This is a genomic window from Legionella sainthelensi, from assembly GCF_900637685.1.
Taxonomy (GTDB): domain Bacteria; phylum Pseudomonadota; class Gammaproteobacteria; order Legionellales; family Legionellaceae; genus Legionella; species Legionella sainthelensi.
Genome location: NZ_LR134388.1, coordinates 715,538 through 729,645, shown reverse-complemented (window position 1 = coordinate 729,645; position 14,108 = coordinate 715,538). Strand labels below are relative to the sequence as shown.

The window sequence follows — 14,108 nt, the reverse complement described above, 5'->3', positions numbered from 1 at the left end:
CAGGGGGAAGCATTATGGAAATTATACAAAAAATGATTTCACTCCAGGATTATTTGCCTGGCAATCCCTATTATCCATTATTAATTTATAAACAAGCGCTAATAAACAGTAATGAGCCATCAAAAGTGATCCAATCTCGATTGGAGCAAAATAATTGGAGCCATTCATGGGTAGACGGTATCTATGATTTTCATCATTACCATAGTAATACACATGAAGTACTAGTGATTACTTCAGGCGATTGTCAGGTTCAATTCGGTGGTGAGAACGGTCCAATTTATATGATTAACCAAGGAGATGTGATCATCATACCCGCTGGTGTTGCACATAAAAGCCTTGGTAAAAGTAATAATTTTCAATGCATTGGTGCCTATCCGTTAGATGTGGCACCAGAGCTCGATTGGGATACTATTAATCAGCAATGGATAAAGGGTGTTGGTGGAGCTCAAAAAAAGCTTCCAATGCGTGTTGTCTATGAATATTGCTCTACTGATGTCCTTTTCAATCCTCCGCCAAAATTTACCTCTAGGCCACAATCGAGTATGACACTTTATAATCACAGGACAAGTAAATATGAAGATTGGTTTGCTATAGACTCTAAATTAGGTATTGATTTTACTGCACATAAAGGTGAGAACCACTATGGCGCGACAGCGACCTTTGGGGCAGTTGGTGGACATACTGAACTAGATGCTATGAAGGCTTTGTATGAGATAAGAATAAACGAATTTTTTGAATTTAAATCTCAAGCTACGGCGTATTTAGAATATGATCATCAACTTGTCGCCCCTTTAATTTAACTGATAGACGGTAAATTAATGAAGCATAACAGCAGCGAAACTACCCTCTTATCTGGAAACAGTATGGAACCATTTTTTAAATTCTTTCTTATGGTTCTCATGTGATGATGTCGTTAAATACTTTCTAGTTAGTGTAAATAAATTAAATGTAGCTTCACTGTGTATTATACTGAAAGAACTTTGTCATCTTTAGCATTCTTACAAGGAGAAGTGAATGAAAATATTAATGGTTCTGACTTCACATGATATGCTTGGCAATACGGGTCGTAAAACAGGTTTCTGGTTAGAGGAATTTGCGGCCCCCTATTTTGTATTCAAGGATGCGAGTGTTGAACTCACATTAGCCTCGCCTAAAGGAGGGCAGCCCCCTATTGATCCAAAGAGTGATTTACCTGAGAATCAGACCCCGGCCATGCAGCGATTCAAGCAAGACGAGCAGGCTCAGAAAGATCTATCCCAAACTGTCAAACTTGCAGATGTGAAGGCAGAAAATTTTAATGCGCTATTCTATCCAGGTGGCCATGGCCCTTTGTGGGATCTTGCTGAAAATACGGCGTCAATCAGTTTAATTGAATCGTTTTATAATTCTGAAAAACCTGTTGCTTTAGTATGTCATGCACCAGGAGTACTACGACATGTCAATTATAAAGGGATTCCCCTAGTCAAAGGAAAACGTGTGACAGGTTTCACCAATAGCGAAGAAGAGGAAGTACAGCTCACAGAAGTTGTTCCATTTCTCGTAGAAGATGAGTTGAAACGATTAGGAGGTCTATTCGAAAAAGCACCTAATTGGCAAAGTTTTGTTATCGTTGATAGCCATCTAATTACAGGTCAAAATCCTGCATCTTCAACCGCTAGCGCACAAGCATTAGTCAAGCTACTTTCGTCATCCATCTAATTCAATAACTCTCTTGAATTGCAATGCTCAAGAGAGTTTCTAATTAAAAACTAATTTGGGTATTAATAAGACTTAATGTACTGTACTTCGCAGAGAACTTTATGTACAAATCGAAGCATTACGAAATCACGACTACCTATAGATATTCATCAGCTCGCATAATTCTCTTCATCAATTTTGATGTAATTTGATCTGGAGTACTCCTTCCTCCTCCAGGCAATTTTTCGAAACAAATTGAAAAACAAACATAAAAGCTTTTTGAAGAATTAAGCTCTCTAGAAAATAACAAATTGTCCCCAGGGGGAAGGTATATTTAATAGGATTTAAGTCATGGGATCTTGTGACATACCTAATAACTTTTTTAACGAGAATTATCAAAAAACTTGACCTCTAGCGCTCACTCAGGCTACAACAATGCAGCTTTTTTATTACAAGGAGTGGTTATGGCTGAAGAAAAACGAGAAAAGATTTCCAATGCAGATGAGTCTAAATTAGGTGCAGATGTATATGAGAGTGCTGCTAAATTTAACCTGCAAATCGCTACTAAAGGCCCCGCAATTCTCTATGCACTCAGTAAAGCGGATCAGATGATTAACAGTGATGTGGTCACCGGAGTGGGTGGGCTGGTTGTTGGCGGAATTGGTTTTTTTGGCAATCGATATTATAGGGCAAAGGGTGAGGATTCTGCTTATTCTTATATGGGTCAATTAATGGGAGGAGCACAATTTGTTACGGGTTTTTTGCTTCTTACTTTCAAAGCAGCGGAAATATACACAAATACTGGTGAGCCTAGCCAGTTAATGGGCGTTATAAAAATGGCAGGAGTAGCATTAGCTGTAACACAAAGTACACTGATATTATTGAACTCTTATATATATGGTGATGCTGCGCCTAAATCCGACCCAGTAACAAGACCCAAGCTTGATTAATTAATATACCCCTATCCCAATGTAACCTGAGTAAGTTGGATTGCTCATCCTGGGTGACGAGACAAAAGGGCTAGGAGTCTCAGTCATCAGGCCTCCAGTATCCACAAAAGTCGCACCGACGGTGCGACAAATTTACTTATATGATTTTCGCTCTTCTAAAAATAATTAAGGAAAAAGCCCCAAACAATCCACAAAAACTCGAAATAAGATCCTGAAATTACTTAAAATAAATTTCATTCATAAAGTGTATTCAATCTTTCGTTACAAATCTTCACTTCGAGACATTCACTCTCATAAAAACCATCTGATTGCGGCTTTACGTCCTTCCTCAAATATTAATATAGAGGAAGCAATGCCAATGGCCATTAACCACTGAGTAAGAGTCAAATAAGACGTGCCAAAAATAGACTGTGCCGGCATCCAGTGTACTGCAAGAACTTGAAGAATAACAACAGCAATGAGGGATAGCCACAACATTCTATTTTCGAAAAAACCTTTGCCAAAAGTCGAACCTCTCTCAACACGTGCATTGAACACATTGAAAAACTGGAACAGTACAAATGTGGTAAAAGCAAGTGTCAATGCTGTTTGTTCGTTGTAATTGTTGACTGCGTAGTACAGCACCCCGAGTGTACCCACCATCATTGTTAAACCGAACACAAGAATGCGTACCAGACGCATCCATGGCAGTACAGGATCCAAACGATTACGTGGGGAATCGTTCATAATTCCTGGGCGTCCTGCATCTAAGGCCAGAGATACTGCAGGTGGGCCATCCATGATCAGTGCGACCCATAAGATTTGGATTGGATTAAAGGGTTCCGGTAATCCTAAGATAGGCGCAAAAAACACCGTCAGAATTGCGCCTACGGTAGTGGAGAGTTGGAAACGGAGGAATTTGAGGATATTATCGTAGAGTACTCGTCCCTGATGGACCGCACTAACAATTGTAGAAAAGTTGTCGTCCATAAGCACCATAGTTGCAGCTTCTTTTGCAACCGCAGTACCCACGACCCCCATCGCCACACCAATATCCGCATTTTTTAAGGCAGGAGCATCATTGAGACCATCACCGGTCATCGCTACTACATGCCCCATACTCTGCAGCACTTGCACGATCTTCACTTTATGAGCTGGCGACACTCGCGCAAACACGGTAATACCGTTTATAACTTCGGCAAGCTGTAGATCATCCAACCGATCGAGTTCTTTACCAGAGAGGGCTTCACCTTGTAGACCGAGTTCATGTGCGATAGCTACGCCAGTATCCTTATGATCACCCGTAATCATTTTGACCGCGATGCCAGCCTCTTTACACTGCGCGATAGCTTGCCTTACTTCGGCTCGTGGAGGGTCCTGTAATCCGAGCAGACCGATAAAAGTGAGATCACCAATCCAAACCAATAAATTATCTGATAAAACAAATTCTTCAGCATCCAAAGTACGGGAAGCTATAAGTAAACATCGAAGCCCGCGAGATGCCATAGTGCAATACTGCTCTTCTATTTCTTTCTTGTGCTTGTTGTCTAATAGATCATTGTGATCATCACTAATCAAATGGCTGCAACGAGCCAGAAGAACATCTGGTGCTCCTTTGACAAAAATTCGAACACCTCCACCAACACGGTGAAAAGTAGCCATGAATTTATAGGTAGAATCAAAAGGTATCTCGGCAATGCGCGGGTAGTCAGTCATAATTCGTTCGCGGTGAAATCCTGCCTTTGCCACAAGTACCAGCAGAGCAGCTTCGGTCGGATCCCCAATGGCTCTCCCGTTCTCAACAAGACTATCATTACAAGCGACTAAGGGGACTAAAAGTGGTTGCATGTCAGGCAGCAATGAGTTCGGTGTTTCATGAAGCACCGCACCCGAAGTACTGTAGCCCTCACCTGTAACTTTGAATCGCTGGCCAATATAAAACAATTCCCGCACAGTCATTTGATTAAGTGTAAGTGTTCCCGTCTTGTCGGAGCAAATAACCGTTGTGCAGCCTAAGATCTCGACACTGGCCAGACGCTTGACGATTGCATGGCGTCGCGCCATCTGATACATACCCAGAGCTAAAGTTACTGTGACAACCACAGGCAACCCCTCTGGCATTGCGGCAACCGCCAGCGCAATGGCATCAATAATGGCATGTGTGACATTCTCGCCACGAAATAATTGAAATACAAATAAAAGGCTTATCAATATCAAAGCTATCGCACCCAGACGTTTGCCGAGCTGGTCTAACTGAACTTGAAGTGGGCTGAGAGTCTCTGGTGTCAAAGCCAACTGTTGCGATAACTTTCCCATCTCAGTGTGAGGCCCAGTGGACGTGACAAGAAGTTCTGCTCGTCCGCGAGTGACCATGGTATTCATATAGGCCATATTCAATCGCTCAGCTACTGGAAGATCTCTTTCAAACATTGCATCCACATATTTGTTAACTGGTTGTGACTCACCAGTCAAAGTCGACTCATCAACATCGAAATTGGCTACAACCACCAATCTGCCATCAGCAGGAAGTCGGTCACCAGCTTCAACTAGTACTATATCACCAGGCACTACGGCTTCGGCATTGATAGTATGTTTCGTACCACCACGCCGAACGTGAGTCTGCACTGGAAGCATCTTTCGAAGTGCAGCTAAACTTTGTTCTGCCCGGTACTCTTGATAGAAACCGACACAAGCATTAATAATTACAATCGCAAGGACAACGGAAGCATCCTTAAAGTTTCCTATTAGTGTAGCGAGTATGGCAGCTCCGATTAGAATAAGAATCAACGCACTTTTAAATTGGGCCAGAAAAACCAGTACAGGTGATCGTGAAGATTGTTTTTGGATTTGATTAATACCCACTGAAATTAATCTTGTTTCTGCCTCTTGCTCACTAAGTCCTTTAGACAGATCAACATTCAGACGTAGCGCAACTTCACTGATTTCAAGGGTATGCCATGATTCGTTTTGACTCATGCTAGGATCTTTTTCTGATTTCCCATTCAGTTGCATAGCACTCCTTTTGAGTAAGTAGAAGCAAATATAGTCATGCGACTAACAAGATCACGCACTAATTATGTAACACGCATGGGACACTCAATACAGTGATGTTCCAAATTTTTTGGGCGACATAATATTAGAATAGCATTTCAAAAGACTTTAATTTCATTGTTCTTCTATTAATCAAGAATAAAATTAATATCGATAACGTCAATTTCATTTAGTGTACTATAACATTAAATTAATACTATTATGCATGATTTGCCCAGAGCCATATAGGTCAATATGAATGCAATTAACATTGTGTTAATATTGATTAAATGGAGGCAACATGGGCAGCTACAAGATGGAATTACCTTTTATCTATGCCATTTCCTTTGTCAAAATGGTCATAGTTTTAAGTGAAGATAGAGACATCTCCGATTTGATAGGATAAGAGATTAGCCAGAAAAATTTGTTACATGTTCATCAAAAAAATATATAATCAAAAAAAATCCATGATGAAGAAAAATAATAAATAATGTGTTGCCATTGACGATTTTTTTGCAAGATAGATTTTTGTTTCTCGTCATCTATTAATTATGTATATTTAAAATTAAGTTTTTTATAAAGGTCATCTCGATAGCATTTAAAACTTATATGTAAATATCTGTTGCGGAAGTAGAAGATAACTTTATGAACTATTATGCGATTTTGTTGCCCATTAAACGACTCATTACAGGCTTACTCCCGATACTACTGGTTGCTTGTGCGCATCAGCAAGCTAATGGTCCGGACCACTATGTGATCCGAGGGAAAACATATCATGTGATGAAGTCTGCCAAACACTACAAAGCAAAAGGAGTTGCTTCCTGGTATGGCTCACATGCTCGAAATCAAAAAACATCGACCGGGGAGCGCTATAACATGTATGCGATGACAGCAGCTCATCCAACACTTCCACTTGCAACACGAGTACGAGTCAAAAACCTGAATAATGGCCGGTCGATTGTGGTTCGGATTAATGATCGAGGTCCTTTTTTATCGAACAGGCTGATTGATTTATCCTTTGCTGCCGCTAAAAAACTCGGTATAAAAGGCATTGCCCCTGTTGAAATTGAAGTAGTTTGAAAGTGCTAAGAGGTATGACTTGCTCAAGCTAAGAACCCGATTTATCTCATCAAACTGAGTGAATAGTCTAAAACTAAGGAATTGCCCTATTCATCAGGGGGTATTATGACTGTCGCCACTTGGAAAATTATCGAACTCATATTAGGACGCTGTACGAGTGATTATAGCTGCTTCCTGAAATGGGTAAGAGTCGTTCTTGATTAGTACTCCTGAAATGAGGAACCATTAACTGATAAAGCCATTGCCAGAGCGGTAAGCAGGATCCAAACCCGAGTAGGTATTCCCCATTGGGCAGTCGATGATCTGTGGCAAACTTTTGCAACCCATTTGGCCAGACATTAAATGTAGATCCAGCCGTGATTGAAAAATGCTAAAAAAATTAAAATCAGACAAAACCTCCCCACTTATAAATAAGTGATTAGAATTTTTCTGATTCCAACTTAAATTCATTGAGTCAACTGTTTCCATTTTGGAAATAGTTCATCTCGAAACTACTTTATTTAAGTTATCATTAATTTCTCAAATGACTAATTGTATATGATCAGGTAATTGTAATTTTTCAGCTACTTCATCTAGTGTATTTATATGTCTTTTCCAAAAGGACTGAAGCACTTCGATTTCAGACTTATCAAATACAATAGGCAGGATTAACTCTGCCCCACGATTTTTAAACGTATTGGTAATCACCTCCTGCAAATTTTGGAAATCATTCAATTTGATAATTTCAAAAGAAATCAGGCTTTTTTACAAGGCTGTCTGGGAATCTCACGATATTGTTCCTGTGCTCATTATTTTTTACTTGGCCTAAGAAGAAAAATATTGATGACACTTCTATACAACCATATTCCGGACATTCGAAAAGAGACTCTTTGGAAATTTATTCAAAATTAAGTTTGGCTGATACACAAGATAAGTATAATGATGTTATAGGAGATTTCCCAATCTGATATTTTAGATTTTTGCATCAGGGCGCAAGTTCCGGAGCGCTAGGCCATTTTTGTTGATTCCCCGCCTTTATTTTCTCTCAGTAGTTCTGTAATCGATTTTTCGGATAAACTCTTACTTAAGTAGGAAGGTACAATATCAACCTTCTAGACTTTAAATTTCGATTATTGCTATTCTATGGAAAATTACTATCGAGAAAAGAATAATAATGTGGTTAGCTCAACATGCAGCTATTTCTATAATTGTAGCTACGTTATCTCACGCATCGATGAGAGTTCCATTTAAATCACTTGTTTTTGGTATGTTACTTGCCAATCTGATTGATATTGATCATGCATTTGATGTGGGTTCTGATAATGGATACGCAAATTCCTTAACATTACATATTTTTCATATCTATTCAGGTTTAATTGCTTCGATTTTTTACTTAATTGCCCTAAAATTTTCGCATCAACGATATCTTTTTTTAGGTCTATGTTACGGTCTCATTTTTCATCTCGGAGCAGATGCTATCGGTGCTTTTTTGCATTATCAAATTGATTACTTATTTGGTCTTTCTGTCATTCTTTTGCTTTTACTGTGGTATGTTGTCAACAAATTTATGAACAAACGATATTGTATTGTTATTTGGTTTTCAGTTTTCATTTACAGTTTGATTGATTTTTTTCAAATGTATATTAACTACTTCGTATTTTCCAATGCTTATAATTACACTGCATGGTCTTGGATAGTTGCAGTCATTCTATTGCTTATTTACTGCCTAATTTTTCGTTATGTGCTTATTTCATCCATTGAAGAAAATGTCAACATTGAAGCATAAAGTGATTATAAGTTATAGTGATACCATGAATGTATTATGATGTGGCTCCATTTTCCTTAATACTCTTTTTGTTGGGGTAAAGCCCCCTTTTGCAGAAGACAATTTTTATGAGCTAAGCATCTGCAGTGTATTAAAATTATATAATTCGGATATACATATTTGCTAAAGTTCATCTGTTTTTCCTAAAATTTTCGGCTCTACCCCAAATAAAGGGGTATTTTAATCAAGTTAGTCTAGACTAAGCTTTTGATTTGACGGTCAAAAGGAAGATTAAAATGCCTAAGAAAGATTGTATCCTAAATTTACCGGGATATTCTATTAAAAAGGTAAGTGGAGAGAACCCGGTTTATATCGAAGTTACTTATCGTTGTATTGTTCGATGCGTTCATTGTGGCAATAAGAAGTTACGTAAAAAAGACAGTTTCATAAGGCGAATCCGCCATGAGTCGATTGGATTGCGTCGCAGTTACTTGTGTATCAAGGCTCATAAGTATTATTGTCCTGCGTGTGGTCGCTATTTTAATCAGCGTTTCCCGGGGATTGGTAAATACCAAAGAGCGAGCGAGAGTTTACGAAAGCAGGTGTTTCACTACCATAGCAAAGGAGTGAGTCAAAAGGATTTAGCACGTGATTTAAAGCTGGGTAAATCCACTGTAGAGCGCTGGTATCATTACGGCTATGAGCTTCGTCATAAAAAGATATTAAACCGTTCTTGCCCAAGAGTTCTTGGTCTGGATGAGCATTCATTCAATAGGAAAGTAGGTTATGCCACAACCTTTTGTGACTTGGCCAAACACAAAATATTTGATGTGGTTGAGGGGCGTTCAGAAAAGGATTTAGAAGGCTATCTCAACACGTTAGAAGGAAAAGATAAGGTACAGGTAGTTTGTATTGACTTAAGCTCCAGTTACCGCAAGTTAATCAGGCGTTACTTTCCCAATGCGATGATTGTTGCCGATCGCTTTCATGTGATTCGTTTATTGAACCAATTCTGTTTACAGACTTATCAGCAGATTGACCCTGAAATGAAATATCAGCGAGGTCTCTTGGCCGCATTGAGAACCAATCCTAATAACCTCACTGTAAAGCGGCTCAATAGACGAGAGCGTTATTTGCAACAACAGCCTGTCATTGCTGCAATATATTACTTTAAACAGCGATTACATCGATTACTCATGCGAAAACATCGTACCGCAAAACAGTGTACGCGTTTAATCCCTCTCTTTCTTAAACTCGTTACCAGTCTGAAGGAAAGTCATTTCGAATCACTAAAGACTCTAGGTAAAACATTATATCAATGGCGGGAAGAAGTGGTTAGAATGTGGCGGTTTACTAAAAACAATGGCATTACAGAAGGTTTCCATCGCAAGATGAAGCTGATTCAAAGACGTGCTTATGGGTTTAGAAATTTTGAAAACTACAGATTAAGGGTTAAGGTTTTGTGTTCTTGATTAGTGCCCCCGGAAATGGGGAAGAGCCCTTGTGTAACTGATTGATTTTAAAGGGGATTTTTTGGTCGGGACGGAAGGATTTGAACCTTCGACCACTAGCACCCCATTCTTAAAAAGACCGTTTTCAAACAGTATCATTTGATATCAAATAGTAACACTAACTCATTGTATTTTATATATTTTCACCGCGTGCTATACTTCAAAAAATATCAAACAATTTCATGTGAGATCTCACGAAAGTACACCTAAAAGTACACCTAATTTTTAAGTGGTGCAATGATGGAAAGACAATTTACAGACGCCTATATTCGATCGCTAAAACCAAGATCTGCTCGCTACGAAGAATTCAGAGATGGAGGTTTTGGCGTCCGTGTAACCCCAAAAGGGCTAAAGACATTTCTGTATCGTTACAGAATCAACGGTCAAAGGCATTTCATCACCATAGGTCACTACCCTGCTATGAGTTTATCGGAAGCGAAGAAACGTTTTATCGATTTAAGCGACATACGCCATGGCGAAGTAAATCCCAAAGAGCAGATCGCAGAACAAAAACAGAAAGACCAAAGCACAGTAAAAAATCTGATACTCCACTGGTACACCAACTACATTGAAAAACACCGCGCCCAACCGCTGCAAATCTGGCAGCATATCAAAGTGGATATTATTCCCCTATTAGGCAATAAGAAACTGGAACACTTAAAAACTCGTGAAATCACCCAAGCCCTCGATAAAATTGTAGGCCGTGGCTCTCCTGTTCATGCAAACAAAGTACTAAGCACACTAAAGCAAGCCTTCAACTATGCTGTAAGCCGAGGCGAAATGCTACTAAACCCTGCCATGACCATACGAGCCAGAGACATAGGCGGTATAGAAAAACCCAGAGAACGCTATTTAACTCTCGATGAAGTAAAAACCCTATGGCAATTTCTCGACAGTGAAGAACATGCCACCTCTTTCCAGATCAGAGCAGCTCTGAAAATCATCCTACTTACAGGCGTAAGAACAGGAGAAATACGAGTAGCCAAATGGTCAGAATTCGATTTTGAAAACTCCTTATGGACAATCCCTGCCGAAAATACCAAAACCAACATAGTCATGAGAATCCACCTCACAGAACTAACCAAAAAGGTATTACGAGAACTCAAAGCACACAGCAATTCAGAATACGTCATTACAGGCGCAGACGACCAAAGTATTTTATCCGATCGAGCTATGCCAAGAGCTGTAATCAGAATACAATCACGAGTCGGCATCCCCCACTGGACAGCGCATGATCTAAGACGCACCTTTGCAACTCAGCTTGGTGAGGCCTTGCATGTTGATCCGGTGGTGATTGAGAAATGTCTAGGGCATAAGATGCCTAAAATAATGGCCACCTATAATAAAAATGAAATGCTGCCCCAAAGAAAAGATGCATTAGAACGATGGAGCCAACAACTTGAATCCTTATCTCGCGACAATTCAGACGTAGCCTGGATGAAACAACGTGAAATCCAGGAACCCATGAGCGCAGCGAATTCATTTATTAATAAATTTTAAAATAACATTTGTAAACCCAGTTTACAAAAACCATAATATAGTAATGATTATAAAACCTTCTAATACTGATGATCTAATGCCCATTATTACAGTGATCAATTTAAGCGAGGAGGAAACACCATGAAAACTAAAATTGAACCCGCATTCCTGTATGAAGGGCTTGGTTTTCCTATTGAATTAGAGAATGTAAAAATGATTAATATCAATGACGAATGGCATCCCAAAATTGATGTCTGCTACGTTGCTGATGAAATTATAAAAAAATTAGCTATCCAAGAAGAAAGATTAACGGGCAATCAAGTTAAATTCATTCGCTCCTATTTTTCCATGCCTCTACGTGAATTTGGTGAAACCGTAGTTCATGAATCACACACAGCTGTCAGCAAATGGGAAAAATGTGAAGATGAAATAACTAATATGAATGAAAACACCGAACAAGTATTACGACTCTATATTATCGAACAAACCCAGACTCAGACTAAAGCTGATCAAAAGAATTTTTATTCGAACTTTAAAAGAAGCAGAGCGTTTGTAAAGGCAAAAGGTAAAAAACCCAAACCACTTCATTTAAATCTCTGTGCATAAATTGTCTGGACTAAATACCAGTCGGTGACATTTTGTCACCGACTGAAATTAACAATTGATAATAAAGTTCGGTTAAGAGTAGTGGCAAATTGCCACCTCCCTTTCAATTGAATAATGAAGATAACTAATATGACTAAAAAAGATTTATCTACTTTTGAACGAGAAATGCAAGATCCTCTTGTTCGTGAACAATTTGAAAAAGAATATACTAAATTTCTGTTATCTGAGATCATCAAGGCAATTTATCTATTTGCACAAATAAAATAAATCAGACATAATCTTACCATATATAAACAAATGGAAAGGATTTGTCTGATAATGGCAAACAAAAATCCTGAGGAAATATTCCGTCAATATGGCGGACAGCTAAGAATGAGTGAGGCTATAAAGCATGGCATCACCCGTTATATGCTCTATTCGCTTAAAGATAATGGAATTATTGAGCAAATTAGTAGAGGAGTATATCGACTCACTAGTCTCCCTCCACTTAGCAATCAAGATCTGGTAACAGTTAGTCTTCGTATTCCTAATGCAGTTATTTGTCTGATTTCTGCGCTGTCATATCATGAACTAACAACCCAAATACCTCATTCTGTATCTATAGCCATACCAAGAGAAACTCACACGCCCTCACTCGCTTATCCACCGATTCAAGTCCATCGCTTTTCAGGGCAAGCATATCTGGCTGGTATAGAAGAGCATCTTATAGATGAGGCCAACATAAAAATTTATTCTGCTGAAAAGACAATCGCTGATTGTTTTAAATATAGGAATAAAATCGGTATGGATATAGTGCTGGAAGCAATAAAATTTTATCGAGCTAGAAAACAATTTAATATGAATGAAATCCTCAAATTCGCTAGAATTTGTAGAGTTGATAAAGTCATAGCCCCCTACCTGGAAGTAATGATATGAAATCGCCAAAAAATAGTGCTGCATCAATCCGACAGCGTTTATTAAATCATTCGAAAACCAACCAAAAACCATTTAATGAAATCCTCCAATATTATGCAATGGAGCGATTTCTTTATCGTCTATCACTATCCCAGCACAAAAATAAGTTCATCTTAAAAGGTGCATTGATGCTAAGGGTATGGAACGCTCCGGAGTCCAGGCCGACTATGGATATTGATATGCTGGGAAAAACAAGTAACGATGAAATAAATATTGTTCAACAGATGAAAGAAATACTATCAGTTAATGTTCCAGAAGACGGCCTCGTTTTTGACGCAACCACATTGCAGGCAGAACGGATTAAAGAAGATGCTGATTATCATGGGATAAGAATACTCTTTAAAGGCAATCTCGATACAGCAAAAATTCATATGCAAATCGATATTGGTTTTGGTGATGTTGTTTATCCTGTTCCTGAACAATCAGTTATGCCAACAATCCTGGATCTTCCAGCACCAGAATTGTTTACTTACAGCAGAGAAACTGCCATTGCAGAAAAATTTGAGGCAATAATTAAACTAGGTAGCCTCAATAGTAGAATGAAAGACTTTTATGATATTTGGATGTTATCCAGACAATTCGATTTTAATGGTAAGGAACTTTCAGAAGCAATACGTCTGACATTTGAAAACCGTAACACCTTATTATCAGATGACATTGAGGCGTTTTCAAATCAATTTATACAATTAAAACAAACTCAATGGCTAGCCTTTACCAAACGGCTCAAGCAAGAGTATATACCGATTCAATTCCAAGAAATTATTAGTAAAATTCAGGCTTTTCTTTATCCGCTGGTATTAACATTCTCTCAACAAAATCCAATGCCACAAAAATGGTGTAGTATTACATGTCAATGGTCATAAAAGCCAAACCCTATAATACCCGTTCATCTCAATCTCTCTGAGGTTACGGCTAGAGTGGAATCATGTTGGGTTAATATTCAAACCAAAAGCAAATCGCAAATGGTTACATTTTGTAACCGGTTGAAAAAGATAAAGCGGTGACAAAATGACACCAATTAAAAATTACTTAATATACGTTCAATCAATAACAACTAGAAAAACTCTTTGACAATCACTCCAAATTAAATAAACATCA

13 protein-coding genes are annotated in these 14,108 nt (G+C 38.6%); 11 read left to right on the top strand and 2 right to left on the bottom strand.

Annotated features, from left to right (window positions below; all coding sequences use genetic code 11):
* The first annotated feature begins 14 nt into the window (after positions 1 to 14).
* The 3 genes from EL220_RS18510 (at position 15) to EL220_RS03245 (ending at position 2,627) form a co-directional block, all read left to right on the top strand.
* Positions 15 to 800: a cupin domain-containing protein gene (locus tag EL220_RS18510; RefSeq protein WP_081779065.1), complete on the top strand. Its 786-nt coding sequence runs from the start codon at positions 15 to 17 to the stop codon at positions 798 to 800.
* A 214-nt stretch (positions 801 to 1,014) separates the two neighbouring features.
* On the top strand, positions 1,015 to 1,698 hold the full coding sequence (locus EL220_RS03250) for a type 1 glutamine amidotransferase domain-containing protein (RefSeq protein ID WP_027271440.1): 684 nt from the start codon (positions 1,015 to 1,017) through the stop codon (positions 1,696 to 1,698).
* Between the two features lie 443 nt (positions 1,699 to 2,141).
* Positions 2,142 to 2,627: a hypothetical protein gene (locus EL220_RS03245; protein WP_027271439.1), complete on the top strand. Its 486-nt coding sequence runs from the start codon at positions 2,142 to 2,144 to the stop codon at positions 2,625 to 2,627.
* Between the two features lie 291 nt (positions 2,628 to 2,918).
* Here EL220_RS03245 and EL220_RS03240 read toward each other — a convergent pair whose 3' ends face one another.
* On the bottom strand, positions 2,919 to 5,618 hold the full coding sequence (locus EL220_RS03240; protein WP_027271438.1) for a calcium-translocating P-type ATPase, PMCA-type: 2,700 nt from the start codon (positions 5,616 to 5,618) through the stop codon (positions 2,919 to 2,921).
* Positions 5,619 to 6,281: 663 nt separating this feature from the next.
* Here EL220_RS03240 and EL220_RS03235 point away from each other — a divergent pair.
* Positions 6,282 to 6,716 (top strand): septal ring lytic transglycosylase RlpA family protein, encoded by a 435-nt coding sequence (locus EL220_RS03235; protein WP_027271437.1) that lies wholly within the window; start codon positions 6,282 to 6,284, stop codon positions 6,714 to 6,716.
* A gap of 519 nt (positions 6,717 to 7,235) precedes the next feature.
* On the opposite strand, the gene EL220_RS18120 is transcribed toward EL220_RS03235, so the two are convergent.
* Positions 7,236 to 7,403, bottom strand: coding sequence for a hypothetical protein (locus EL220_RS18120; protein WP_155833971.1), 168 nt, complete (start codon positions 7,401 to 7,403; stop codon positions 7,236 to 7,238).
* Positions 7,404 to 7,869: 466 nt separating this feature from the next.
* On the opposite strand from EL220_RS18120, the gene EL220_RS03220 reads away from it, so the two are divergent.
* The 7 genes from EL220_RS03220 (at position 7,870) to EL220_RS03195 (ending at position 13,873) form a co-directional block, all read left to right on the top strand.
* Complete coding sequence (locus tag EL220_RS03220; RefSeq protein WP_051544741.1) at positions 7,870 to 8,481, top strand: hypothetical protein; 612 nt, start codon at positions 7,870 to 7,872, stop codon at positions 8,479 to 8,481.
* 275 nt (positions 8,482 to 8,756) lie between these two features.
* Positions 8,757 to 9,932: an ISL3 family transposase gene (locus EL220_RS03215; RefSeq protein WP_128130819.1), complete on the top strand. Its 1,176-nt coding sequence runs from the start codon at positions 8,757 to 8,759 to the stop codon at positions 9,930 to 9,932.
* A gap of 276 nt (positions 9,933 to 10,208) precedes the next feature.
* Entirely contained in the window at positions 10,209 to 11,471 is a 1,263-nt protein-coding gene (locus EL220_RS03210) for a tyrosine-type recombinase/integrase (protein WP_081779053.1), read from the top strand.
* A gap of 120 nt (positions 11,472 to 11,591) precedes the next feature.
* Complete coding sequence (locus EL220_RS03205) at positions 11,592 to 12,056, top strand: hypothetical protein (RefSeq protein ID WP_128130818.1); 465 nt, start codon at positions 11,592 to 11,594, stop codon at positions 12,054 to 12,056.
* A gap of 129 nt (positions 12,057 to 12,185) precedes the next feature.
* Positions 12,186 to 12,323, top strand: a complete 138-nt coding sequence (locus EL220_RS18115) for a hypothetical protein (RefSeq protein ID WP_155833967.1) — start codon at positions 12,186 to 12,188, stop codon at positions 12,321 to 12,323.
* A gap of 51 nt (positions 12,324 to 12,374) precedes the next feature.
* The gene (locus EL220_RS03200; protein WP_027270846.1) at positions 12,375 to 12,971 is read left to right on the top strand and encodes a type IV toxin-antitoxin system AbiEi family antitoxin domain-containing protein; all 597 of its coding nucleotides are present in this window, start codon (positions 12,375 to 12,377) and stop codon (positions 12,969 to 12,971) included.
* A complete protein-coding gene (locus tag EL220_RS03195; RefSeq protein WP_027270845.1) occupies positions 12,968 to 13,873 on the top strand; it encodes a nucleotidyl transferase AbiEii/AbiGii toxin family protein in 906 nt (301 codons plus the stop codon). The genes EL220_RS03200 and EL220_RS03195 overlap by 4 nt, the downstream gene beginning before the upstream one ends.
* Positions 13,874 to 14,108: the final 235 nt, after the last annotated feature.

Excerpts from the sequence above, each read along its gene's own strand:
- EL220_RS03195 (WP_027270845.1), top strand. The coding sequence starts at position 12,968 with ATGAAATCGCCAAAAAATAGTGCTGCATCAATCCGACAGCGTTTATTA.
- EL220_RS03245 (WP_027271439.1), top strand. The coding sequence starts at position 2,142 with ATGGCTGAAGAAAAACGAGAAAAGATTTCCAATGCAGATGAGTCTAAA.
- EL220_RS18115 (WP_155833967.1), top strand. The coding sequence starts at position 12,186 with ATGACTAAAAAAGATTTATCTACTTTTGAACGAGAAATGCAAGATCCT.
- EL220_RS03240 (WP_027271438.1), bottom strand. The coding sequence starts at position 5,618 with ATGCAACTGAATGGGAAATCAGAAAAAGATCCTAGCATGAGTCAAAAC.
- EL220_RS03235 (WP_027271437.1), top strand. The coding sequence starts at position 6,282 with ATGAACTATTATGCGATTTTGTTGCCCATTAAACGACTCATTACAGGC.
- EL220_RS03250 (WP_027271440.1), top strand. The coding sequence starts at position 1,015 with ATGAAAATATTAATGGTTCTGACTTCACATGATATGCTTGGCAATACG.
- EL220_RS18510 (WP_081779065.1), top strand. The coding sequence starts at position 15 with ATGGAAATTATACAAAAAATGATTTCACTCCAGGATTATTTGCCTGGC.
- EL220_RS03220 (WP_051544741.1), top strand. The coding sequence starts at position 7,870 with ATGTGGTTAGCTCAACATGCAGCTATTTCTATAATTGTAGCTACGTTA.
- EL220_RS03210 (WP_081779053.1), top strand. The coding sequence starts at position 10,209 with ATGATGGAAAGACAATTTACAGACGCCTATATTCGATCGCTAAAACCA.
- EL220_RS03215 (WP_128130819.1), top strand. The coding sequence starts at position 8,757 with ATGCCTAAGAAAGATTGTATCCTAAATTTACCGGGATATTCTATTAAA.
- EL220_RS03200 (WP_027270846.1), top strand. The coding sequence starts at position 12,375 with ATGGCAAACAAAAATCCTGAGGAAATATTCCGTCAATATGGCGGACAG.
- EL220_RS03205 (WP_128130818.1), top strand. The coding sequence starts at position 11,592 with ATGAAAACTAAAATTGAACCCGCATTCCTGTATGAAGGGCTTGGTTTT.